This is a genomic window from Pseudomonas sp. URMO17WK12:I12, from assembly GCF_000514395.1.
Taxonomy (GTDB): Bacteria; Pseudomonadota; Gammaproteobacteria; order Pseudomonadales; family Pseudomonadaceae; genus Aquipseudomonas; species Aquipseudomonas mucoides.
Window position 1 is genome coordinate 104303 of record NZ_AZVV01000012.1, and the last position, 23901, is coordinate 128203.

22 protein-coding genes and 3 tRNA genes are annotated in these 23901 nt (G+C 58.0%); 20 read left to right on the plus strand and 5 right to left on the minus strand.

Annotated features, from left to right (window positions below):
• The first annotated feature begins 7 nt into the window (after window positions 1-7).
• The 14 genes from folP to D882_RS0117775 all read left to right on the plus strand — a co-directional run bounded on the left by folP (window position 8) and on the right by D882_RS0117775 (window position 12763).
• A complete protein-coding gene (gene folP / locus D882_RS0117710) occupies window positions 8-859 on the plus strand; it encodes a dihydropteroate synthase (protein ID WP_027924460.1) in 852 nt (283 codons plus the stop codon).
• Window positions 860-875: 16 nt separating this feature from the next.
• The gene (gene glmM / locus D882_RS0117715; protein ID WP_027924461.1) at window positions 876-2213 is read left to right on the plus strand and encodes a phosphoglucosamine mutase; all 1338 of its coding nucleotides are present in this window, start codon (window positions 876-878) and stop codon (window positions 2211-2213) included.
• 66 nt (window positions 2214-2279) lie between these two features.
• Entirely contained in the window at window positions 2280-3035 is a 756-nt protein-coding gene (tpiA, locus tag D882_RS0117720; RefSeq protein ID WP_027924462.1) for a triose-phosphate isomerase, read from the plus strand.
• 4 nt (window positions 3036-3039) lie between these two features.
• Entirely contained in the window at window positions 3040-3423 is a 384-nt protein-coding gene (gene secG / locus D882_RS0117725; RefSeq protein ID WP_017336473.1) for a preprotein translocase subunit SecG, read from the plus strand.
• Between the two features lie 22 nt (window positions 3424-3445).
• A tRNA-Leu gene (locus D882_RS0117730) sits at window positions 3446-3531 on the plus strand.
• A 96-nt stretch (window positions 3532-3627) separates the two neighbouring features.
• Window positions 3628-3704: transfer RNA gene (locus D882_RS0117735), tRNA-Met, on the plus strand.
• A 138-nt stretch (window positions 3705-3842) separates the two neighbouring features.
• Window positions 3843-4301: a ribosome maturation factor RimP gene (gene rimP / locus D882_RS0117740; protein ID WP_010463487.1), complete on the plus strand. Its 459-nt coding sequence runs from the start codon at window positions 3843-3845 to the stop codon at window positions 4299-4301.
• Window positions 4302-4348: 47 nt separating this feature from the next.
• Window positions 4349-5830 (plus strand): transcription termination factor NusA, encoded by a 1482-nt coding sequence (gene nusA / locus D882_RS0117745; protein ID WP_007900474.1) that lies wholly within the window; start codon window positions 4349-4351, stop codon window positions 5828-5830.
• A gap of 27 nt (window positions 5831-5857) precedes the next feature.
• On the plus strand, window positions 5858-8386 hold the full coding sequence (gene infB / locus D882_RS0117750; RefSeq protein ID WP_027924463.1) for a translation initiation factor IF-2: 2529 nt from the start codon (window positions 5858-5860) through the stop codon (window positions 8384-8386).
• Between the two features lie 159 nt (window positions 8387-8545).
• The gene (gene rbfA / locus D882_RS0117755; RefSeq protein WP_007942872.1) at window positions 8546-8947 is read left to right on the plus strand and encodes a 30S ribosome-binding factor RbfA; all 402 of its coding nucleotides are present in this window, start codon (window positions 8546-8548) and stop codon (window positions 8945-8947) included.
• Between the two features lie 3 nt (window positions 8948-8950).
• A complete protein-coding gene (gene truB, locus D882_RS0117760) occupies window positions 8951-9868 on the plus strand; it encodes a tRNA pseudouridine(55) synthase TruB (protein ID WP_027924464.1) in 918 nt (305 codons plus the stop codon).
• A 117-nt stretch (window positions 9869-9985) separates the two neighbouring features.
• The gene (gene rpsO / locus D882_RS0117765; protein ID WP_003176135.1) at window positions 9986-10255 is read left to right on the plus strand and encodes a 30S ribosomal protein S15; all 270 of its coding nucleotides are present in this window, start codon (window positions 9986-9988) and stop codon (window positions 10253-10255) included.
• Between the two features lie 195 nt (window positions 10256-10450).
• On the plus strand, window positions 10451-12556 hold the full coding sequence (pnp, locus tag D882_RS0117770; RefSeq protein ID WP_027924465.1) for a polyribonucleotide nucleotidyltransferase: 2106 nt from the start codon (window positions 10451-10453) through the stop codon (window positions 12554-12556).
• A 131-nt stretch (window positions 12557-12687) separates the two neighbouring features.
• Window positions 12688-12763: transfer RNA gene (locus D882_RS0117775), tRNA-Thr, on the plus strand.
• Window positions 12764-12772: 9 nt separating this feature from the next.
• Here the strand turns inward: D882_RS0117775 and D882_RS0117780 are convergent.
• On the minus strand, window positions 12773-13447 hold the full coding sequence (locus D882_RS0117780) for a hypothetical protein (protein WP_027924466.1): 675 nt from the start codon (window positions 13445-13447) through the stop codon (window positions 12773-12775).
• Window positions 13448-13763: 316 nt separating this feature from the next.
• Here D882_RS0117780 and D882_RS0117785 point away from each other — a divergent pair, with 316 nt between their 5' ends.
• A complete protein-coding gene (locus D882_RS0117785; protein WP_027924467.1) occupies window positions 13764-14069 on the plus strand; it encodes a DUF6388 family protein in 306 nt (101 codons plus the stop codon).
• 83 nt (window positions 14070-14152) lie between these two features.
• Here D882_RS0117785 and nadC read toward each other — a convergent pair whose 3' ends face one another.
• On the minus strand, window positions 14153-15001 hold the full coding sequence (gene nadC / locus D882_RS0117790; protein ID WP_027924468.1) for a carboxylating nicotinate-nucleotide diphosphorylase: 849 nt from the start codon (window positions 14999-15001) through the stop codon (window positions 14153-14155).
• Window positions 15002-15273: 272 nt separating this feature from the next.
• On the opposite strand from nadC, the gene D882_RS0117795 reads away from it, so the two are divergent.
• The 5 genes from D882_RS0117795 to D882_RS0117815 all read left to right on the plus strand — a co-directional run bounded on the left by D882_RS0117795 (window position 15274) and on the right by D882_RS0117815 (window position 21849).
• Window positions 15274-17457, plus strand: a complete 2184-nt coding sequence (locus tag D882_RS0117795; protein WP_027924469.1) for a DUF1631 domain-containing protein — start codon at window positions 15274-15276, stop codon at window positions 17455-17457.
• 64 nt (window positions 17458-17521) lie between these two features.
• On the plus strand, window positions 17522-18082 hold the full coding sequence (ampD, locus tag D882_RS0117800) for a 1,6-anhydro-N-acetylmuramyl-L-alanine amidase AmpD (RefSeq protein WP_027924470.1): 561 nt from the start codon (window positions 17522-17524) through the stop codon (window positions 18080-18082).
• On the plus strand, window positions 18079-18915 hold the full coding sequence (gene ampE / locus D882_RS0117805; RefSeq protein ID WP_027924471.1) for a regulatory signaling modulator protein AmpE: 837 nt from the start codon (window positions 18079-18081) through the stop codon (window positions 18913-18915). Before ampD ends, ampE begins: the two co-directional genes overlap by 4 nt.
• Before the next feature lie 1611 nt (window positions 18916-20526).
• Window positions 20527-21231 carry a methyl-accepting chemotaxis protein gene (locus D882_RS1000000133580; protein WP_371258952.1) on the plus strand — a complete coding sequence of 235 codons (705 nt, stop codon included), beginning with the start codon at window positions 20527-20529 and terminating at the stop codon, window positions 21229-21231.
• A 228-nt stretch (window positions 21232-21459) separates the two neighbouring features.
• A complete protein-coding gene (locus tag D882_RS0117815; RefSeq protein WP_027924473.1) occupies window positions 21460-21849 on the plus strand; it encodes a hypothetical protein in 390 nt (129 codons plus the stop codon).
• Here the strand turns inward: D882_RS0117815 and D882_RS0117820 are convergent, their stop codons facing one another.
• The 3 genes from D882_RS0117820 to D882_RS1000000132700 all read right to left on the minus strand — a co-directional run bounded on the left by D882_RS0117820 (window position 21850) and on the right by D882_RS1000000132700 (window position 23862).
• On the minus strand, window positions 21850-22626 hold the full coding sequence (locus D882_RS0117820) for a TatD family hydrolase (RefSeq protein ID WP_027924474.1): 777 nt from the start codon (window positions 22624-22626) through the stop codon (window positions 21850-21852).
• Between the two features lie 3 nt (window positions 22627-22629).
• Window positions 22630-23625, minus strand: a complete 996-nt coding sequence (gene cra / locus D882_RS0117825) for a catabolite repressor/activator (protein WP_027924475.1) — start codon at window positions 23623-23625, stop codon at window positions 22630-22632.
• Window positions 23626-23718: 93 nt separating this feature from the next.
• On the minus strand, window positions 23719-23862 hold the full coding sequence (locus tag D882_RS1000000132700) for a hypothetical protein (RefSeq protein WP_155953736.1): 144 nt from the start codon (window positions 23860-23862) through the stop codon (window positions 23719-23721).
• Window positions 23863-23901: the final 39 nt, after the last annotated feature.

Genomic DNA, 23901 nt, shown 5'->3' on the forward strand with positions numbered 1-23901 from the left:
GTTTGAAATGACTTCTGTTCAGTCCTCGACCCGGTTGCCTTGCGGCAACCGGGTTCTTGATTTGGCCCAGACGCATGTCATGGGTATTCTCAATGTCACTCCTGATTCCTTTTCCGACGGCGGCCGATACCGCCAGCTCGATGCGGCCCTGCGCCACGCCGAGTCGATGGTATTGGCGGGTGCGACACTGATTGATGTTGGTGGCGAATCAACCCGCCCAGGCGCCCGGGCGGTTTCGCCGCTTGAGGAGTTGGAGCGAGTAGCGCCTATCGTTGAGCGCATTCATCGCGAACTGGATGTGATCATTTCCGTCGATACCTCCACTCCAGCGGTCATGCGCGAGACTGCGCGGTTGGGGGCGGGGTTGATCAACGATGTTCGCTCGCTGCGTCGAGACGGTGCCCTGGATGCGGCCGCAGCCACCGGATTGCCCGTGTGTCTGATGCATATGCTCGGTGAGCCGGGCGACATGCAGGACAATCCGCACTACGAGGACGTCACCAGGGAAGTCGGCGATTTTCTCGCCGAGCGAATGGCTCAATGCGCGTTGGCGGGCATTCCGCCGGAGCGGATTATTCTTGATCCGGGTTTTGGCTTCGCGAAAACCTTGCAGCACAATCTAAGCTTGTTTAAGCATATGGAAGCCTTGCATGCCTTGGGGCGGCCCCTGTTGGTCGGGGTTTCGCGAAAGAGCATGATTGGTCAGGCCTTGAAGCGGCCGGTTGGTGAGCGACTTTATGGTGGTCTTGCACTCGCAGCGCTGGCTTCAGCCAACGGGGCGCGTATATTGCGCGTCCATGATGTAGCTGAAACAGTGGACGTAGTGCGGATGATCGCCGCGGTGGAATCAGCCGAATAAGAATGATGGAGCACTTATGAGCAAAAAATACTTTGGTACCGACGGTATTCGTGGTCGTGTCGGTGAATACCCGATTACTCCTGACTTCATGCTCAAGCTCGGCTGGGCAGCGGGTATGGCGTTCCGCAAAATGGGCGCTTGCAAGGTATTGGTCGGCAAGGACACCCGGATCTCGGGCTACATGTTTGAATCTGCACTCGAGGCCGGGCTGACGTCGGCAGGTGCTGATGTCATGCTTCTGGGGCCGATGCCAACCCCGGCGATCGCCTACCTGACGCGTACCTTTCACGCTGAAGCCGGTATCGTGATCAGTGCCTCGCACAATCCTCACGATGACAATGGCATCAAGTTCTTCTCCGGAAAGGGTACCAAGCTGCCGGATGAAGTCGAGCTGATGATTGAAGAGTTGCTCGACACCCCGATGACCGTGGTTGAGTCGAGCAAGATCGGCAAAGTCTCGCGCATCAATGACGCTTCTGGTCGTTACATCGAATTTTGCAAAAGCAGCGTCCCGACCGGCACCAGTTTCGCGGGCCTGAAGATCGTGATCGACTGCGCTCACGGTGCGACCTACAAGGTTGCCCCAAGCGTATTCCGTGAGTTGGGTGCTGACGTTGTGGTGCTGTCCGCGCAGCCGAACGGTCTGAACATCAACGACAATTGTGGTTCTACCCATATGGGTCAGTTGCAGGCTGCCGTATTGGCCGAACATGCCGACCTGGGTATCGCGTTCGATGGTGACGGTGATCGTGTCCTGATGGTCGATCACACCGGCGCCATTGTTGATGGCGACGAGCTGCTTTACATCATCGCCCGCGATCTGCATGAGCGCGACAAGCTGCAAGGCGGTGTGGTCGGCACGTTGATGAGTAACCTGGGGCTGGAATTGGCCCTGGCGGATCTGTCTATTCCATTTGTGCGTGCCAACGTTGGCGATCGCTATGTCATCGCTGACTTGCTTGAGCGTAACTGGCTGGTGGGCGGTGAGAACTCGGGGCATATCGTTTGCTTCAATCACACCACGACCGGTGATGCGATCATTGCTGCACTGCAGGTGCTGATGGCGTTGAAGACTCGCTCCGAAGGGCTGGCTCAGGCCCGTCAAGCGCTGCGAAAGTGCCCTCAAGTGCTGATCAATGTCCGTTTTGGCGGTGGTGCGAGTCCGCTCGATCATCCTGCGGTCAAGGAAGCCAGTGACCGTGTTACCACGGCGATGGCGGGTCGTGGTCGGGTGCTGTTGCGCAAGTCCGGGACAGAGCCGTTGGTGCGTGTCATGGTCGAAGGCGAGGACGAAACACAGGTTCGCGGTTACGCCGAAGAGCTGGCAAAACTCGTTACTGAAGTTTCTGCCTGAATTCGGCTTGCCAGCCTTGATTGTGTTGGGTAACATCTGCGCCCACTTTGACCGACGAGGTACAGCATGCGTCGCCCTATGGTAGCTGGTAACTGGAAGATGCACGGTACCCGCGCCAGCGTCGCTGAGCTGATTAACGGCCTTAGTCATCTGGCCTTGCCGAGCGGTGTTGATGTAGCGGTATTCCCGCCTAGCTTGTTCATCAATCAAGTGATTGATGGCGTGAAGGGCAAGTCGATTTCGGTCGGCGCGCAGAATTCTGCGGTGGAAGCCATGCAAGGCGCATTGACCGGTGAAATTGCGCCGAGTCAGTTGGTGGATGCAGGTTGTACCCTGGTACTTGTCGGGCACTCCGAACGCCGCCAGATATTGGGTGAGCAGGACGCAGTGCTGATCCGCAAGTTCGCAGCGGCACAGGCATCTGGCTTGATCCCGGTGTTGTGTATAGGGGAGACCCTTGAGCAGCGCGAAGCCGGGAAAACGATTGAAGTTGTCTCGGCTCAGCTGGACAGCATCATCGATGAGCTGGGTGTCGGTGTATTTGCAAAAGCAGTGATCGCTTACGAGCCGGTTTGGGCCATTGGCACCGGGCTGACTGCTTCGCCGCAACAGGCGCAGGATGTGCATGCAGCCATTCGCGCGCAGTTGGCGGCAAAGAATTCTGAAGTCGCACAAGGTGTGCGGCTTCTATACGGCGGCAGCGTGAAGGCGGCCAATGCGGTCGAACTGTTCGGCATGCCGGATATCGATGGGGGCCTGATTGGTGGGGCTTCCCTGAATGCAGATGAGTTCGGTGCGATCTGTCGCGCCGCGGGAAACTGAAAAAATGCTGGAAACAGTCGTAGTCGTTTTTCATCTGCTGGGTGCATTGGGCGTAGTTGCTCTCGTATTGCTGCAGCAGGGTAAAGGTGCGGATGCTGGCGCGTCTTTCGGAGCAGGTGCTTCAAATACTGTGTTCGGAAGCCAAGGTTCCTCTACCTTTCTTAGTAAGTTTACTGCTATACTTGCCGCAGGTTTCTTCATAACCAGCTTAGGGTTAGGTTACTTTGCTAAAGAGAAAGCTCACCAGCTGACTCAAGTAGGTTTGCCAAACCCAGCGGTGTTGGAAGTTCCAAAGCAACAACCGGCTTCTGATGATGTACCGGTGCTTCAAGAGCAAAAGTCGGCTACTCCAGCGACTGACGTACCTCCAGCTCAAGAGCAAAAGTAAGAAGGGTTTCAAACGTAGTATTGCCGAGGTGGTGGAATTGGTAGACACGCAACCTTGAGGTGGTTGTGCCCATAGGGTGTAGGGGTTCGAGTCCCCTTCTCGGTACCAATTATCAGGAGAGCCCGCTGTTGCGGGCTTTCTTGTAGGTGGAAGGTTACATTGACCCTGTTCGGGATCGGTCGTATACTTCCGCCCCAGCTTTGTCGCGGGGTGGAGCAGTCTGGTAGCTCGTCGGGCTCATAACCCGAAGGTCGTCGGTTCAAATCCGGCCCCCGCAACCAGTTTAAGGAGCCCCTTTTAAGGGGCTTTTTGTTAGCTGGACACTTTCTACGCCGCTGTTCGACGGCGTTTCAAGGATGGGCGTTTCGCCCATTTTTTTATTTTGCATAGCATGCACATACATGCACGAGGGGGTTCAGGTGTCGAGCAAGCTAGAAGAGTTGCAGGCCTTGTTGGCCCCGGTGGTCGTGGCCCTGGGCTATGAATGCTGGGGTATTGAGTTTTCGGCTCAAGGTCGTCACTCGATGTTGCGCGTTTATATCGATAAAGAGGGCGGTGTGCTGGTGGACGATTGCGCCATTGTCAGCCGTCAGATCAGCGGTGTCCTGGATGTTGAAGATCCGATCGCCGTTGAATACACCCTTGAAGTTTCCTCGCCTGGCATGGAACGCCCGCTGTTCACTATTGAGCAGTTTGCAAAATTTGCCGGTGAACAAGTGAAGATCAAGCTGCGCTCGCCTTTTGAAGGACGACGCAACTTTCAGGGCCTTCTGCGCGGTGTAGAAGAGCAGGACGTCGTGGTGCAGGTAGAAGACCATGAGTTCCTGTTGCCGATCGATATGATCGACAAGGCCAACATTATTCCCAGTTTTGACTGAGACGCGGATCCCGCGGATCCAATGGCTTGCGAAAGGCGAGGCGTACGATGAGCAAAGAAGTACTGCTGGTTGTTGAGTCGGTATCCAATGAAAAGGGCGTACCGGCAAACGTAATTTTTGAAGCGCTGGAGCTGGCCCTGGCCACTGCTACCAAAAAGCGTTTTGAGGACGAAGTCGATCTGCGTGTGGAAATCAATCGCCACACCGGTGCTTACGAGACATTCCGTCGCTGGACGGTCGTCGAAGAAGCAGACCTGGACGATCCGGCCATTGAAACCTGGCCGAGCAAGGTTGCCGAAACGCATCCTGGTGCCAAGGTTGGCGATGTAGTCGAAGAAAAAATCGAATCCATCGAGTTCGGCCGTATCGCTGCACAGACTGCCAAGCAAGTCATCGTGCAGAAAGTTCGTGAAGCCGAGCGCGCTCAAGTCGTTGACGCCTATCGCGAGCGCCTGGGGGAAATCATCTCCGGCACCGTGAAGAAAGTGACCCGCGACAACGTGATCGTCGACCTGGGCAACAACGCTGAAGCGTTGCTGGCTCGTGAAGACATCATCTCTCGCGAAACCTTCCGTGTCGGCGTGCGTCTGCGTGCGCTGCTCAAGGAAATCCGCACCGAGAACCGCGGCCCGCAGCTGATCCTGTCGCGTACCGCGCCGGAAATGCTGATCGAGTTGTTCCGCATCGAAGTGCCGGAAATCGCTGAAGGCCTGATCGAAGTAATGGCTGCGTCCCGTGATCCGGGTTCGCGCGCCAAGATCGCGGTCCGCTCCAAGGACAAACGCATCGACCCGCAGGGCGCTTGCATCGGTATGCGCGGTTCGCGCGTCCAGGCAGTGTCGGGTGAGTTGGGCGGTGAGCGTGTGGACATCGTCCTGTGGGACGACAACCCGGCTCAGTTCGTGATCAATGCCATGTCCCCGGCAGAGGTTGCAGCAATTATCGTTGACGAAGATGCCCATGCAATGGACATCGCCGTTGGCGCAGACAATCTGGCTCAGGCCATCGGTCGTGGTGGTCAGAACGTGCGTCTGGCTAGCCAATTGACTGGCTGGACCCTGAACGTGATGACCGAATCGGACATCCAGGCTAAGCAGCAAGCAGAAACCGGCGACATCCTGCGCAACTTCATCGACGAGCTGGAAGTCGACGAAGACCTGGCACAGGTGCTGGTAGATGAAGGCTTCACCAGCCTGGAAGAGATTGCCTACGTACCGTTGGAAGAAATGCTCAACATCGACGGCTTTGACGAAGAAACCGTCAACGAGCTTCGCGCTCGTGCCAAGGATCGTTTGTTGACCAAAGCCATCGCTACTGAGGAAAAGCTGGCAGACGCCCATCCGGCCGAAGACCTGCTCTCGCTTGAGGGTATGGACAAGGATTTGGCGATGGAACTGGCGGTGCGCGGCGTAATTACCCGCGAAGACCTGGCCGAGCAGTCTATTGACGACCTGCTCGACATCGACGGCATTGACGATGATCGTGCCGGCAAGTTGATCATGGCCGCCCGAGCCCACTGGTTCGAGTAATTAGGCGCGGCCTGAGGAGAGAAGTGCATGACGCAAGTCACGGTGAAACAACTGGCCGATGAGGTCAAAACACCGGTAGAGCGCCTGTTGCAGCAGATGCGTGAGGCAGGTCTGCCGCACACCGCCGCCGAAGAAAGTGTGACTGACAGTGAGAAGCAATCGTTGCTGACTCACTTGAAAAGCAGTCACAAGGCGAAAGTGGAAGAACCACGCAAGATCACGCTGCAGCGTAAAACCACCAGCACCCTGCGTGTTGCTGGCAGCAAAAGCATCAGCGTTGAAGTCCGCAAAAAGAAAGTTTTCGTACAGCGCAGCCCGGAAGAAATCGAAGCCGAGCGCAAACGCGAACTGGAAGAACGTCGCGCAGTAGAAAACGCTGCCCGTCAGAAGGCTGAAGAAGAAGCCAAGCGTCGCGCCGAAGAAGAAGCGCGTCGCCAGCCTGCTGCTGCGCAAAACGCTACGACCGACGCTGTTGCAGCGCCTGCTGCAGTTGCCGAACCCGTGCGTGAAAGCGCGCCGGTTGTGGCGGCTGCACCAGCACCGTCTGCTGACGTTCGCAATAAGCAGAACGAACAGCGCCGTCCGGACAAACCACGTGCCGACGATAACAATCGTCGTGGCAGTGGCGATGGCGAGCGCAAAAACGCTCCGCATCGTGCTTCGGTCAAAGAGAAAGCGCCTGCTCCACGTGTTGCGCCACGTACTACCGACGAAGAAAGCGATGGCTTCCGTCGTGGTGGTCGCGGCAAGGCCAAGCTGAAGAAACGCAACGCCCACGGTTTCCAGAGCCCAACCGGCCCTGTTGTGCGCGAAGTGAAGATCGGCGAGACCATCACTGTTGGCGATCTCGCCCAGCAGATGTCGGTCAAGGCTGCTGAAATCATCAAGTTCATGTTCAAACTGGGTACTCCAGCGACCATCAACCAGGTACTGGATCAGGAAACTGCCCAACTGGTTGCTGAAGAGCTGGGCCACAAAGTGACCCTGGTCAGCGACACAGCCCTGGAAGATTCCCTGGCCGAGTCCCTGAAGTTTGAAGGTGAAGCGTTCTCCCGTGCACCAGTCGTGACTGTCATGGGCCACGTTGACCACGGCAAGACCTCGCTGCTCGACTACATCCGTCGTGCCAAGGTAGCTGCAGGCGAAGCCGGCGGTATCACCCAGCACATCGGTGCATACCACGTTGAAACCGAACGCGGCATGGTCACCTTCCTCGACACCCCGGGTCACGCCGCGTTTACCGCAATGCGTGCTCGTGGTGCCAAGGCGACCGACATCGTGATCCTGGTGGTTGCAGCGGACGACGGCGTTATGCCGCAGACCGTTGAAGCCGTTCAGCACGCCAAGGCTGCCGGTGTTCCGCTGGTTGTTGCAGTGAACAAAATCGACAAGCCGGGCGCCGATCTCGATCGCATCCGTAGCGAACTGTCGGTTCACGGCGTGACCTCGGAAGAGTGGGGCGGCGACACCCCGTTCGTGTCGGTTTCGGCGAAAGTCGGTACTGGCGTGGACGAGTTGCTCGAAGCTGTTCTGCTGCAAGCCGAAGTGCTGGAATTGAAAGCAACTCCGTCGGCTCCTGGCCGTGGCGTTGTGGTTGAATCGCGTCTCGACAAAGGTCGTGGCCCGGTTGCAACCGTTCTGGTTCAAGACGGTACCCTGCGTCAAGGCGACATGGTGCTGGTCGGTTCGAACTATGGCCGTGTACGTGCCATGCTCGACGAGAACGGCAAGCCGATCAAGGAAGCCGGTCCTTCCATCCCTGTCGAGATCCTCGGCCTGGACGGTACCCCGGACGCTGGCGACGAGATGAGCGTGGTTGCCGACGAGAAGAAAGCCCGTGAAGTGGCTCTGTTCCGTCAAGGCAAGTTCCGCGAAGTCAAACTGGCCCGTGCTCACGCCGGCAAGCTTGAAAACATCTTCGAGAACATGGGTCAGGAAGAGAAGAAGACGCTCAACATCGTCCTCAAATCCGACGTCCGTGGTTCGCTGGAAGCGTTGAACGGTGCCTTGAACGGCCTGGGTAACGACGAAGTGCAAGTGCGTGTTGTGGGCGGCGGCGTGGGTGGTATCACCGAGTCCGACGCCAACCTGGCACTGGCTTCCAACGCTGTACTGTTCGGCTTCAACGTGCGTGCCGATGCCGGCGCTCGCAAGATCGTCGAGCAGGAAGGTCTGGATATGCGTTACTACAACGTGATCTACGACATCATCGAAGACGTCAAGAAAGCCCTGACCGGTATGCTGGGCAGCGATGTTCGCGAGAACATCCTGGGTACCGCTGAAGTGCGTGACGTGTTCCGTTCGCCGAAGTTTGGCGCGATCGCCGGTTGCATGGTTATCGAAGGTGTTGTTCACCGTAACCGTCCAATCCGTGTACTGCGTGAAGACATCGTTATCTTCGAAGGCGAGCTGGAATCCCTGCGCCGCTTCAAGGATGACGCTTCCGAAGTACGTGCCGGCATGGAATGCGGTATCGGCGTGAAGAGCTACAACGACGTTAAAGTTGGTGACAAGATCGAAGTCTTCGAGAAGGTTCAGGTTGCTCGCAGCCTCTAACTCGCGCACTTCAAGGGCCACGCCAAGCCGCCGCATGCAAATGCGCGGCACCGCGTCAGGACTCTAAACGCAACGCCCGGTCTGGCTTTTGTCAGGCCGGGCGTTTGCCGCTTTCAGACCCCTCGGGTTTCACCGTGGGGCAGTAACAGGTAACAAGACATGGCAAAAGAATACAGCCGTACCCAACGTATCGGCGATCAGATGCAGCGTGAGCTGGCACAGCTGATCCGTCGTGAAGTCAAAGACCCGCGCGTCGGCCTGGTCACCATTACTGCTGTTGAAGTCAGCCGTGACGTCGGTCACGCCAAGATCTTCATCACCGTGATGGGGCAGGACAATGCCGAAGACATCGCACAAAGCATCAAGGTGCTCAACTCCGCCGCCGGTTTCCTGCGTATGCAGTTGGCTCGCGAAATGAAGTTGCGCAGCGTTCCTCAGTTGCACTTCCACTACGACGAAAGCGTCGTGCGTGGCGCGCACCTGTCGGCCCTGATCGAGCGTGCGGTGGCTGAAGACAATCAGCACCCTGTAGCGGCTGAACCCGAAGACGCCAAGGAGTAATCGGTGGCTCAGGTCAAACGTATCCGTCGTAACGTCAGCGGCATTATCCTGCTCGACAAGCCGCTGGGGTTCACCTCCAACGCCGCGTTGCAGAAGGTTCGCTGGTTGCTGAACGCCGAGAAGGCCGGGCACACCGGCAGTCTTGATCCGCTGGCCACCGGCGTGTTGCCGTTGTGCTTCGGTGAGGCGACCAAGTTCTCGCAGTACCTGCTCGACTCCGACAAGGGTTACGAAACCCTGGCGCAATTGGGCAAAACCACCACCACGGCCGATGCCGAGGGGGAAGTTTTGCAGGAGCGCCCGGTGACCGTTGGTCGCGCCGATGTCGAAGCTGTTTTGCCCGGTTTTCGCGGACAAATCAGTCAGATACCGCCGATGTACTCGGCGCTCAAGCGTGACGGGCAGCCGCTGTACAAGCTGGCCCGTGCTGGCGAAGTAGTGGAGCGCGAACCGCGTTCTGTTACTATTGCGCGCTTGGAATTGCTGGCCTTCGAAGGTGATACTGCGCGGCTTGCAGTGGATTGCAGCAAAGGCACCTATATCCGCACCCTGGTGGAGGATATCGGTGAGAAACTCGGTTGTGGCGCTTACGTTGCTGAATTGCGACGTACCCAGGCCGGGCCTTTCACGCTGGCGCAGACGGTCACGCTGGAAGAGTTGGAAGCGGTACATGCCGAAGGCGGCAATGAAGCGGTTGATCGCTTCCTGATGCCATCGGACAGCGGTCTGCTGGATTGGCCGCTGTTGCAGTTCTCGGAGCACAGCTCGTTCTACTGGCTTAACGGCCAGCCGGTACGAGCCCCGGATGCACCGAAGTTCGGCATGGTACGGGTACAGGATCACAATGGTCGCTTCATCGGTATCGGTGAAGTGAGCGAAGACGGGCGCATCGCGCCGCGTCGACTGATTCGGTCAGAATGACCGGACGAGGGTGGCTGTCAACAGGCACGGTCACTACTCATTTTTAGATACAGGGATTTGTCCCTGGCCTGTTGAAGCTGTTTCTTTGAAACAGTTTCCTGATAAAAGGATTGCCTCATGGCTCTCGACGTTCAAGAAAAAGCTCAAATCGTAGCTGACTACCAGCAAGCTGTTGGTGACACTGGTTCGCCAGAAGTGCAAGTTGCACTGCTGACCCACAACATCAACAAGCTGCAAGGTCACTTCAAGGCCAACGGTAAAGATCACCACTCCCGTCGTGGTCTGATCCGCATGGTAAACCAGCGTCGTAAGCTGCTGGACTACCTGAAAGGCAAGGATCTGGGTCGTTATCAGGCTCTGATCGGTCGCCTGGGTCTGCGTCGCTAATAAGCGATTGCGCTAGAGGTTGGTTGTCTGTCGTACGTCAGCGGGTTTCCCGCTGGCGCATGGCAGGCTCCCAGCCTCAAGTTTTATCTGGACACACGTTTTACCCTGGACAGGCGTTGGGCCGATTCCCGACATTGCCCAAGAATTTCGCAAGAAGACAAGTTCCCCAAGAGCCACAAAAGAAGGTAGGACACCGTGAACCCGGTAATCAAAAAATTCCAGTTCGGTCAGTCGACCGTTACCCTCGAGACTGGCCGTATCGCCCGTCAGGCCTCCGGCGCAGTATTGGTCACCGTTGACGACGACGTCAGCGTATTGGTGACCGTAGTCGGTGCCAAGCAAGCCGATCCAGGCAAGGGCTTCTTCCCTCTGTCCGTTCACTACCAGGAAAAGACTTACGCTGCCGGTAAGATCCCTGGCGGTTTCTTCAAGCGCGAAGGCCGTCCTTCCGAGAAAGAAACCCTGACTTCCCGACTGATCGACCGTCCGATCCGTCCGCTGTTCCCAGAAGGCTTCATGAACGAAGTGCAGGTTGTCTGCACCGTCGTTTCCACCAGCAAGAAGACCGATCCGGACATCGCAGCGATGATCGGTACCTCGGCTGCGCTGGCCATCTCCGGCATTCCTTTCGATGGCCCGATCGGCGCTGCCCGCGTTGCGTTCCACGAAAGCACCGGTTACCTGCTGAACCCGACTTACGAACAACAGAAAGCTTCGAGCCTGGACATGGTCGTTGCCGGTACTTCGGAAGCCGTGTTGATGGTTGAATCGGAAGCCAAAGAGCTGACCGAAGACCAGATGTTGGGCGCGGTACTGTTTGCTCACGACGAGTTCCAGGTTGTGATCCAAGCCGTTAAAGAACTGGCCGCTGAAGCTGCCAAGCCGACCTGGACCTGGGCTCCGCAGCCAGAAGCCACCGCTCTGCTGGGCGCTATCCGTGCCGAGTTCGGCGACGCGATCTCCCAGGCTTACACCATCACTATCAAGGCCGACCGTTACGCTCGCCTGGGCGAACTGAAAGACCAGGTGGTTGCCAAGCTGTCCGGTGAAGAAGGCCAGCCTTCTTCCAGCGAAGTCAAAGCAGCATTCGGCGAAATCGAATACCGCACCGTTCGCGAGAACATCGTAAACGGCAAGCCACGTATCGACGGTCGCGACACCAAGACCGTACGTCCGTTGAACATCGAAGTCGGTGTTCTGCCTAAGACCCACGGTTCGGCTCTGTTCACCCGTGGCGAGACCCAGGCTCTGGTCGTTGCAACACTGGGCACCGCCCGTGACGCACAACTGCTGGATACCCTGGAAGGCGAGAAAAAAGACCCGTTCATGCTGCACTACAACTTCCCTCCGTTCTCGGTAGGTGAGTGTGGTCGCATGGGTGGCGCTGGTCGTCGCGAAATCGGTCACGGCCGTCTGGCCCGTCGTTCGATTGCAGCCATGCTGCCTGCTGCCGACGTGTTCCCGTACACCATCCGTGTTGTGTCGGAAATCACCGAGTCCAACGGTTCGAGCTCCATGGCTTCGGTCTGCGGCGCTTCCCTGGCCTTGATGGACGCTGGCGTTCCAATGAAGGCACCGGTTGCCGGTATCGCCATGGGTCTGGTTAAAGAAGGCGAGAAGTTCGCCGTCCTGACCGACATCCTGGGTGACGAAGACCACCTCGGCGACATGGACTTCAAAGTAGCGGGTACCGCCAAAGGTGTTACCGCGCTGCAGATGGACATCAAGATCAAAGGCATCACCGAAGAAATCATGGAGATCGCTCTGGGCCAAGCCCTGGAAGCGCGCCTGAACATCCTCGGTCAGATGAACCAGATCATTGGCCAGTCGCGTACCGAACTGTCGGAAAACGCTCCGACCATGATCGCGATGAAAATCGACACTGACAAAATCCGTGATGTCATCGGTAAAGGTGGCGCGACCATCCGTGCGATCTGTGAAGAGACCAAGGCTTCGATCGACATCGAAGACGACGGCTCGATCAAGATCTTCGGCGAAACCAAAGAAGCGGCTGAAGCAGCACGTCAGCGCGTTCTGGGCATCACCGCAGAAGCTGAAATCGGCAAGATCTACGTGGGTAAGGTTGAGCGCATCGTCGACTTCGGCGCATTCGTCAACATCCTGCCTGGCAAGGACGGTCTGGTTCACATCTCCATGTTGAGCGACGCTCGCGTTGAGAAAGTGACCGACATCCTGAAAGAAGGCCAGGAAGTGGAAGTACTGGTACTGGACGTGGACAACCGCGGCCGTATCAAGCTGTCCATCAAAGACGTAGCAGCCGCCAAGGCTTCGGGCGTTTAATCACTCCCCACGCCTGACCGCTTCAACGTTATAAAAAATGCCCCGCAGTGAACACTGCGGGGCATTTTTTTGTCTGCGAAACAGGGTGTGAAGTTGCTGGCCCTCGAACCCGGTGCTAGGTTTAGCCCACTGCCCGTGTAGCTCAGTTGGTAGAGCAGCGCACTCGTAACGCGAAGGTCGCAGGTTCGACTCCTGTCTCGGGCACCATCCCCGCTGTTATTTCACCTTTCTACTCAGGTCATCCACGGTACGTTTGAGCTGATCCAGCTGATTGTCCTGATCGCTGACTTCGCGCTTCAGGCTGGACAGATCACTGGAGCTTGAACTGGAACTCGATCCGGCACTGCGCTTGAGGTCTTCCACCTGGCTGGCGAGCCTTTTCAGCTCGCTGTCTTGTGCACTGACCGTACGCTTGAGATCGCTCACTTCGCTGGAGCTGGAACTTGAGCCTGAATTCGAACTGCTACTGCGTTTGAGTTCGTCCATTTGACTGGCGAGCTTTTTCAGGGCGTTGTCCTGTTCGCTGACGGTGCGCTTGAGGTTAGCCGTTTCGCTGGCACTCGAGCTTGAACTGGACCCGGCGTTCTTTTTGAGTTCTTCGATGAGTCTGGTTTGCTCCTTGACGGTTTTCTCAAGGTTTTCGATGTCAGTCGTGTTGGTTTTAGCGGTGCTCTGTAATTGCGTCACCATGTCGATACTGATATCGCTCCTCGTCATCACATCTTTGCCGTACAAATTGTGAAAGGTGAGGAATTTGTCGCTGGAGCTGGAACTGTTGGTGCTGAACTCCAAACCGGCGTGAGCGGTACTGGACAGTGCCAGGCTGCCGAGAAGAAGGGCCGCCGTGCTGGTTGCGAGAAGGGCAGATGAACGCTTTGCAAGACTGGACATCACTAGGCTTCCTTGTGAAGTGCCTATATGGCACATCGCTATGACTTTGCCGTTATAGCGTTGTTCCGGCGACGCGAGACAATATTTTCAAAAAGGCCCCTTCAGCGTTTTTTTGTAGATTTGATGTAAAAGTCCATATAAATCGCCAACCAAACGTCCTATATTCGGAGCCTGCACACGCATCACCTTGCAGTTTTCAGATGATCCCCGAATGGTTCTGAAGGCCAGACAAACCGGGCTTCACACGGTTTTTTGCGTCAGAGAGATCCTTGATGATCCAGATCCATCTTCCATTCCTCCGATCAGCGAGAACGACATGACCGTTAAAGAATTGACCCAAGAAGCCAGACACGAAGAAGCGCTCAAAAAGTACTTGCTGGATTCGTCCCAGCTCGCCGAAGAGATCAAGGACCTGCCGGCCGACGATCAGAAAGACCAGATTCAATGGGCGTTCGAGGATGAGGCAGAGTCACAGGGCTTGCAGCCGTGGGAATTGACGCTCAAGTACACCTCGACCCCGGAAGAGTTCGAGGCTGCGCGCCTGGCGCTGCACAAGGAGGCAGCCGAGGTGCTGGGCGTTGAGTGGGAAGAGTACTGCGAGATGAATAATCTGGTGGTCTGAGAGCAGCTTCAGGTTTCAAGCGGTAAGCTGCAAGTAAAAGCAAAACCGCTTGAAACTTGGAGCTTGCCGCTCGTAGCTGCTTTTTAGAGGCTGAGGCGCATCGACAGGTCCACAGCCCTCACGTCTTTGGTCATCGCGCCAATCGAAATGTAATCCACCCCGGTTTCCGCGATCGGCAGCAGCGTACTTTCGTTGATCCCGCCGCTGGCCTCCAGTTTTGCCTTGCCCGCGTTCAGGCGCACCGCTTCACGCATGTCATCCAGGCTCAACTCATCGAGCATGATGATGTCGGCACCCGCCGCCAGCGCTTCCTTGAGTTCCTTGAGACTTTCCACTTCGATCTCCACCGGTTTGCCCGGGGCAATCTTGTGCGCGGCATTAATGGCTTCAGGGATGCCACCACTGGCGGCGATGTGGTTTTCCTTGATCAGGAAGGCGTCGTAGAGGCCGATGCGGTGGTTGTGGCAGCCGCCGCACGTCACGGCGTATTTTTGCGCCAGACGCAGCCCCGGCAGGGTTTTTCGGGTGTCGAGCAACTTGACCTGGGTGCTGGCGACGAAGTCCGCCAGATGCTGCGCACGCGTGGCCACGCCCGACAGCAATTGCAGGAAGTTCAGCGCACTGCGTTCGCCCGTGAGCAGCGAGCGCGCCGGACCTTCGAGGTGAAACAGCGCCTGATTGGGTTGAACCCGTTCGCCATCACGCACCTGCCAATGCACCGCGACCCGTGGGTCCAGTTGCCGGAACACTGCATCGACCCACGCCGTGCCGGCAATGACGGCGGCATCACGCGTGATGATGGTGGCTTTTGCCAGGCGTTCAGCCGGGATCAACTGTGCGGTGATATCGCCGCTGCCGATGTCTTCGAGCAACGCACGGCGTACGTTGGCTTCGATTTCGGCGTTCAAGTCGGCGAGACGTAGGTTCGGCATAACGGACTCCACAAACAAAGTGGTCCGATTATAGGGGTATGGCATGAGCCAACCCAAGGAGTCAGAGGCTTTCCGTTTGTGCTGAAGCCTGCATTTGGTCGATTTATCGCCTGAGTCGGCGCCCGACCGCTGCGTCTATTTGAAGGGGATGAAGAGTCTGCTGGCACAGCAGGTGCTTTTTGCAAGATAATCCGCCTTGCTTTTGACGTCATGGCTTTGACGTGTTTTCGGATTGTTTTACATCCGAAACATCACCCTTTCAGGAGGCTTGGATGCACAACGACGGGAACGTAGTGCCTTTGCACAAAGGCGCTACTGATCAGGCGACTCACTCGCCGCTCGCCCGCTTGCCTGTGATTCTGCTTCAGGTTCGCGACAAGGCTGCATTGCAGCTTCGGCAGGGGTTGCAGGATCTGTTCGATAATGCCGACGACACCTTGTTCGAAATGGCCGATCGGGCCCGCAATGACGTCGAGCAGAACCTCTATTTTGAAGCCATGCGCGATTTGCGCCTCAAGCGTAAAAGCATCGAGCGTGGGTTCCTCGAGCACTTCTTCGAGGCGTTTGTCAGCCTCACTCAATACAACACCGCTCAGGCTGCCTTGCCCCTTGGCACCTCGACACAACGCCCCGACGACATGGAGCGCAGCGTCGCGGTGGAGGCGATGGTCAATAAAGTGCTGAACCGTGAAGGTGTTGCCCTTGGTCAGCTCAGCGCGCGGCTCGGTGTGTTGCTCGGTAAACCGCTGGACGGTCAGCGCAATCCCATGGGGCCGGCGATGTTGTGCGAGTATTTCTTGCAGGCCGGGCGCAACCTGGGGGTGGAAATCAAGGTCAAGCTGATCATCCTCAAGTTGTTCGAGCGCTATGTGCTCAGTAGCGCCGATCAGCTCTACGCTCAATCCAATCAATTACTGGCCGCCACCGGCGTATTGCCCGAGCTCAAGCCAGCTCCCACGCGGCGTGCGGCAGATCGCACGATGTCCCGGGCGGATGACCAGCCTTCTCAGGCGAACAGCCACTCGGACACGGCACAGATCGACGAGGTTTTTGCTGCCTTGCAGGAACTGTTGCTGCCTGTGCGCGGCAGTGTCGCGCCGACCCTTGAGGCCAGCGCCGAGACACGACCCATTTCCACGCAGGACTTGTTGCGCATGCTCTCGCACCTGCAGCAACACGTGCCGGCCCTGACGGCTCAGGACGATTTCGATCTGCGTAACCAGCTCGAACAACTGCTGACACGGGGCAGCGTCAAAAGCGGCACGTCGCGCGTGGTCGGGGTCTCTGATGAGGACGTGATCAACCTGATCGCCATGCTGTTTGAATGCATGCTCGATGACCGCAACCTGCCGGATTCACTCAAGGCGCTGATCGGTCGCCTGCAGATCCCGATGCTGAAAGTGGCGGTGCTCGACAAGAGTTTCTTCAGCCGAAGCAGCCATCCGGCCCGACGCTTGCTCAACGAAATCGCCGCCGCGGCCATGGGCTGGGGTGAGTGCGATGACCATGAGCGCGACAGCCTGTACCTGCGCATCGAACAGGTGGTGCAGCATCTGTTGAACGACTTTGCTGACGACCCGGCGATTTTTTCCGAGCTGCTGGCGGATTTTCTCGCCTTCACCAGTGATGAGCGCCGTCGCAGTGAATTACTGGAGCAGCGCACCCGTGACGCCGAGGAGGGCCGTGCCAGGACCGAAATGGCTCGCCAGCGTGTCGAGCAGGCGCTGAATCAGGCATTGTTGGGCAAAGTGCTGCCGCAAGCGGTGGTGGTGTTTGTCCAGGAGGCCTGGAGCCAAGTGCTGCTGCTGACTTGCCTCAAACACAGTGATCAGTCGGCTGAATGGCGTGCGGACGTCCACACCATGGAGCAACTGATCTGGAGTGTGCAGCGTCACGACGAGCCCGAAGCGAGCCAGCGTCTGCTGGCGCTGGTGCCTGGGCTACTGAAGTCATTGCGTGACGGGCTGAGCAGTTCGGCATTCGATCCTTTCGCCACCAGCGAGTTTTTCAGCGAACTGGAAACCTTGCACGTTCAACTGTTCACGTATCCGGGGCAGGCAAACGACGTGTCTTTCGAGGCGCCGGTGATGGTCCGGATGACGCAGGAAATCGTCCTGAAAACCGCAGACGAAGGACCGGTCGAGACGTCATTCGCCCGTTTGCCGGCGGATGACGCCAGCCTGCTGCAAGTGGATCAACTGCATCCCGGCTGCTGGGTGGAGTTTCAGGAGGACGACGAAAACACCCTGCGCTGCAAACTGGCCGCGATCATTGAAGCCACCGGCAACTACATCTTCGTCAATCGCACCGGCCTGAAAGTGTTGGAGCGCAGCCGTGCGGGCCTGGCTCTGGAATTTCGTCGCGGCGCGGTGCGGGCGTTGGACAATACGTTGCTGTTTGACCGGGCGCTGGCCTCGGTGCTCGGTAACCTGCGCCGGCTCAATCGCGGCAAGTGATCGCGTCCCGGTGGGCTATCGCGGCATACTGGGGGCCAACACAGTCGTCGCTGAAGGAACCTGTATGCAGTTGGACCCCGCGAGCGGTTGGTGCCAGGACGTGCGTTTATGCCCCTCACCCAACTTCAATGCGCGCCCCTCGGGCGAAATTTCCCTGCTGGTGATCCACAACATCAGCTTGCCGCCAGCGCAGTTCGCGACCGGCAAAGTGCAGGAATTCTTCCAGAATCGTCTGGATGTCACGGAGCATCCTTATTTTGAAGGTATTGCTGACTTGCGGGTGTCAGCGCACTTTCTGATTGAGCGTGACGGCACTGTCACTCAGTTTGTCTCTTGTCTTGAGCGCGCCTGGCACGCCGGCATCTCGAATTTCGAGGGCCGGGAAACCTGTAACGATTTTTCCGTGGGCATCGAGCTTGAAGGCACGGATGATCTGCCGTTCACCGATGCTCAGTATCACGCGCTGACGGCCTTGACCCGACAGCTGCAAAACGCCTACACCGACATCACTGCACAGCGCATTTGCGGGCACAGCGACATTGCCCCGGGGCGCAAGACCGATCCAGGACCGGCGTTCGACTGGGCACGCTATCGCGCGGCCCTGGCAAAAGAGGAAGGACAATGAGTTTTCTGGTGTTGCTGTTGGCGGTATGGATCGAGAAGTTCTCGGCATTGCGCCATCGGGTACAGCGTGATGGCGGTTGGGTGCGCGAGCTGAACAAGCTTGAGGTCATGCCACGCCTGATCGACCGGCCATGGTTGATTTTGGTCATTATGGTGTTGTTGCCGGTCGCGCTGCTGGGGTTGCTGCTGGTGGTGCTGGAGCCGGTGGCCTACGGTCTGCTGGCATTGCCGGTGCATTTGCTGGTGGTGATTTACAGCCTCGGACGCGGCGATCTGCTGGCCGGGCTGGGGCCGTTTCGCGATGCCTGGCGCCGGGAAGACCTGCAAGCCGCCGCGCATGTGGCCAAGCGAGACCTGGATATTTGCGCCGAAAGCGGCGAACAATTGCTGGAGCGGGTCGAAGCGCACCTCCTCTGGGAGGCTTACCAGAGTTTCTTTGCGGTCATTTTCTGGTACTTCCTGCTGGGTCCGGTGGCCGCCCTAAGCTATCGCTTGCTGGCGCTGGCCGAAGAGCATGGACAGAACCCGGCCGTGGTCGAGCGCGCGGCACAATTGCGTCACGCCTTTGATTGGGTGCCCGTGCGGTTGCTGGCGGCAAGTTTTGCCCTGGTCGGCAACTTTGTGGCGGTCGGTCGGGTGATGTTGCATGAGTTGCTGAACTGGAACATCAGTGCCGCTCAACTGATCGAGAAGGTCGGCATGGTGGCCGGTGAAATCCCGGCACCGGTCGTCGGACCGGATGGCATCAACAGCCTGGACCGGATCTGGGAGCTACTGTTGCGCGCGGCAGTGCTTTGGTACGCCGGTTTTGCGCTGTGGACCGTCCTCCCTTAACCCACCGATCCCTGTAGCAGCTGGCGCAGCCTGCGTCCGGCTGCGCAGCAGTCGCCAATCCAAATGGCGCAATGACACCTGTCACGCCTCAGTGTCTTCATGACGACTGTTTCGCAGCCGGACGCAGGCTGCGCCAGCGGCTACGGGTCCGCGCTTCCCCTCGTTAACCTTAAGTTACAAAACCCCCTGCCGATTTAAGATATACAGGGATAGCGCTGAATAGTGGCTATCTGCCGCTGAGCCGCGCCTGCCAAATAAAAATAAGAATGCAATGGGAGACTTCCAGTGAAGAGCTTGCTCTATCCCGCCGTCGCACTGATGAACCGCCTGAGCTTCGGCATGAAGTTCAGCTTGATCAGCGTGCTGTTCCTTGTGCCCATGCTGGTCACCAACTTTTATCTGGTGCGCGACTCCTATCGCGAATTTCAGGGCACGCAAGTCGAGCTGCAAAGCCTCGACCTGCTGGGCAGCGGCATGACGTTGCGGCGTGACCTGGAGACCCTGAACAATCTGGTACAGATCAACGTCACGCTCGGCCAGTCCGGCAAAGCCGGCAACGTCGAGTCGAAGATCGGCACCTTGGAGCAGAGCATTCTGGCGCGCCTGCAAGGGCTGACCGCGATGACCACTGATCCTGAGCAGATCACGGTTTTCGACGGTAAACGCGATGAAATGATCGCCGCGTTCAAGGCCCAGCAAACGGAAACCTCCCTGCAAAGTAAAAGCGGAATGATCGGCAAACTGCTGGGCAACGCGCAGATTTTCAGCCAGATCATCGCCACCCAGGCCGGCCTCAGTCGCGACAGCCAAAGCGACATGCGCCAACTGAGCGAACTGATTACCAACGTCACCCCACCGGTGACCCAACTGCTGGGCGAAGGCCGGGCGATGGGTTCCTTTTCCCTCGGCCAAGGCTTTCTCAACTCGGCGTCGAGCACTCGATTCGATGAGCTGTTGGCGCAGATCGAAAAGCTCCAGGGCGAGTACGGCCTGAAGTTGCAGGACGCACTGGGTTCCAGCAAAGCGGCGCGTGAAACCCTGGCCGCTCAAGCTGACAGCAGCAAGGCCTCGCTGAAAAAAGCCAGTGAGCTGTTCGAAGAACAAGTGGTGATGGCCGACACCCTCGATGCACCCTGGCAGGGCTTTTACGATCAGGTCACCGGCCTGATGGACCAGACTTACCAACTCAACGAAGCCACCCTGAAGTTCCTCGGTACTCAGTTGCAGCAGCGACTGGAGCAGAACCGCACCCATATGGTCTTGCAGGCTGTGGCGTTGTCGGTGGTGTTTGTGTTGATTTTCTACCTTTACGGCGGCTTTTATGCGTCGACCCGCACCACCCTCAAGCGTCTTGGCGCCATGATGGACACGGTTGCTGCGGGCGACATGACGGTGACCTTCCGCGCAGAAAGTCGCGATGAGCTCGGCGAGTTGGGCGAGGTGTTCAACGGCACGGTGAAGAAAATTCATGACCTGATCGAACGCGTCGGCAAAACCGTCAATGAGGTCGAGCGCCAGGCCGGGCAGGTGCAAAGCGTTTCTACCCAGAGCAACCAGGCGGTGGCCGGGCAACGTTCGCAGATCGAGCAGGTCGCCACGGCCATGAACCAGATGTCGGCCACATCCCTTGAGGTGGCGCGCAGTGCCGCTGCCGCAGTCAGCAGCGCCCACAGCGTCAACGACGAGACCATCAGCGGTCGCGGTCTGGTGGCGTCCCAACAAGGCAGCATCGCGCAATTGGCCAGTGAGATCGATCAGTCAGTGATCGTGATCAATCAACTGGCCAGCGACAGCCAGTCCATCAGCCGCGTGCTGGAAGTGATCAAGAGCATCGCCGAACAGACCAATCTCCTGGCCCTCAATGCGGCCATTGAAGCCGCTCGGGCCGGTGAGCAGGGGCGCGGGTTTGCGGTGGTGGCCGATGAGGTCCGCACGCTGGCCAAGCGCACTCAGCAATCGACCGAAGAAATCGAGCAGATGATCAGCAAACTTCACAGCGGCGTCGGCGCGGCGGTGAAGGCCATGGGCATCAGCCATCAGGTAGCCGATGGCACGGTCGGTCAGTCGGAAAAGGTCCAGCAGGCACTGGAAAACATCCTCGGCGCCGTCGGCATGATCGTGGACCAGAACCAGCAGATTGCTGCAGCGGTCGAGCAGCAGACCGCCGTCGCCCACGACATCGATCAGAACATCGTCGAGATCAATCGCGCAGGCGAGCGTACCGCCGAAGGGGCGCACCAGACCGAGGATGCCAGCCGCGCGTTGTCGGCCCAGGTGGTGGAACTCAAGCACCTGATCAGCGCCTTCCGGGTGTAAAGCCCCTTGTAGGAGTGAGCCTGCTCGCGATAACGGTCAAACATTCAGCAAATTAGTTGACTGTCACACCGCTATCGCAAGCAGGCTCACTCCTACAGGTTCTGCGAACAATCTGTAATATTTGTTTCCATTGCGGATGAGATTTGTCCTCTTTTCCTCCGTGCTCTGATTTTTCGTCTTCAATGAAGGAAGATCATTCACTCTGGCCAGCCCTGAGGAGGCGCGGTAATGTCTGTTGCAACACTGGGAATTCAGGGGCACTGCGCTCACTGCGGGAGCACCCTGCGGCTGGAAGCCTGGCAACTCAACGCGATTGCGATCAACGAATCATTCGCCTGTACGCACTGCCACAAAGCCTTGCAATTGAGCGACCCGAAACAGATCAAACGCTTCAAATCGCTCGATTCACTGGGCTTGCTGCGGGCGAGCACGCTGGTGATGGTGTGCACCGCGATCCTGGTGGCGTTGGTCATGGAATGGATTGGCATGCTCAGTGTCGTCGAGCAGCTGAATTTTTCGCTGGCCGCCATTTTGTTCTACTTCGTCGTCATACAGTTCGCCCATCACCGGCAACACATCACGCTGATTCTGGAAGCCGCCAAGGCCCACGCCGACTGATTACCAGTTGAACAGCTCGCAGGCATTGGCCGTGCTGGCGCTGGCCAATTGCTCAGGGCTGATCGCCATGATTTGCGCCAGCGCCGAGCAGATCGCCGGCAGGTGCGCCGGGCTGTTGCGTTGACCGGGAAACATGGCCGGGGCCATGTCCGGTGAGTCGGTTTCCAGTACCACGGATTCCAGTGGCAATTCGGCAAGCACACGGTGCATGCGCAGCGCCTGCGGCCAGGTCGCGGCGCCGCCCAGACCCAGTTTGAAACCGAGCTTGATGTATTCCCGCGCCTCTTCTTTGCTGCCCGCGAAGGCGTGGATGATTCCGGCGCGTTTCAATCGAAAGCGTTTCAGCGTGGCAATCACCGCCGCATGGCTGCGCCGCACGTGGATCAGCGCCGGCAGATTGAAGTCCGCCGCCAGTTGCAGTTGCGCCGCGAACAGCGCCTGCTGGCGCTCGCGGTCCAGGGTTTCGATGAAGTAATCCAGACCGATCTCGCCCACGGCGCACAACTGCCGATGACCGGCCAGGCGCGACAGCCAGTCACCGAGTGCCTGTAGATCTTCAGGTCGATGGTCCTCCAGATACACCGGGTGCAAACCGAATGCAGCATGCAAGTCGGGATCGCTTTGCACCAGGTCCCAGACTCGCTGCCAATTCGCCTGATACACCCCCAACACCACCATTCTACGCACGCCCAAGGCGCGGCTTTCGGCCAGCAACGCCTGACGATCCGCGTCGAAATCCGGAAAATCCAGATGAGTGTGGGTGTCGATCAGCTCCACGGTTCAGTCCCGGTGAATACGCTGCTTGAAGGTCCGCGCGATGGCCTGCACGCCGGGTTGGTAATCGGACTGCTCGATGGCGGCCAGTGCCAGCGCCAGGGCTTTATCGGCGATCAACTGATGCTGCTGGGCCATGGCGTTGACCGGCAGCGGCAGGAAGTCCAGCAGCTGGGTGTCACCGAATGTCCCCAGGCGCAACGGACGGGTTTTCAGCGGGAAGTCATGCAAGGCATCGAACACCCCCTGAAGCAACACGTAGGAGGTGGTCACCAGGGCGTCTGGCAAATGCCCCAGACGCTGGAGCATTTCTTCCATCAATTGCTTGCCGCACTCGCGGCTGAACGATTCGCCGTGCTCGATCAGCACCTGGCCTTCGAACCCGTGCAGCGCTTCTTTGAAGCCGGCAGCGCGTTCCTGGCTGATGCTCAACTCGGGGCGCGCGCCGATCAAGGCGATCTGCTTGGGCAGCGGGTCCAGTAGACTGCGGGTCAATTGCAGGCTGGCCTCGCGGTCGTCACTGATGACCGAGCAAAAGTGCTCGGGCTCCATGACCCGGTCGATGGCGATGATCGGCATGCCTTTGGCCTGCAACTGGCGATAGCTGTCGTCATCAGTCGGCAGGCAACTGGCGACGATCAGCGCATCGCAGCGCCGGGCGCGGAACAGTTTGAGCAATTGCCGCTCGCTGTCGGGCGCATCGTCGGAGCTGGCGATCAGCAATTGATAGCCGCGCGCCCGGGCGCCTTGTTCCAGCAGTTTGGCGATTCGTGCGTAACTGGGGTTTTCCAGGTCCGGCAGAATAAAACCCAAGGTGCGCGTGTGCCGGCTGCGCAACCCGGCCGCTTGAGGATTGGGTGTAAAACCATGCTGTTCGACGACCGCGCGCACGCGCTCGACGGTGGCACTGCTGATGCGTTGCTGTTCGGCTTTGCCATTAATGACATAACTGGCGGTGGTTACGGACACACCGGCCAACTGTGCGATATCACTGAGTTTCAACGCGGGTTTCCTTGTTTTTCGGCCGACATTTCCGCCAATCCTACCCGAATCCGGCAGGCGACTAGTGTCCACGCACATCCGACAAGTTGGGCTTCAAGGATGAGGCATTATCGAGTAACGTGCCAAGTGTTCTAGATTAAACGTTTCAGCAAGCGTATTTTCAGGGTTGTAAGCACCCTTGGCCGGTTCTGCCGTGAAACCGCCAAAAGTGACGGTTAAGCGCTTAAGCTGATTCATTCAAAACAATACCTGGCGCCCTCAGACGCCAAAAAGGAG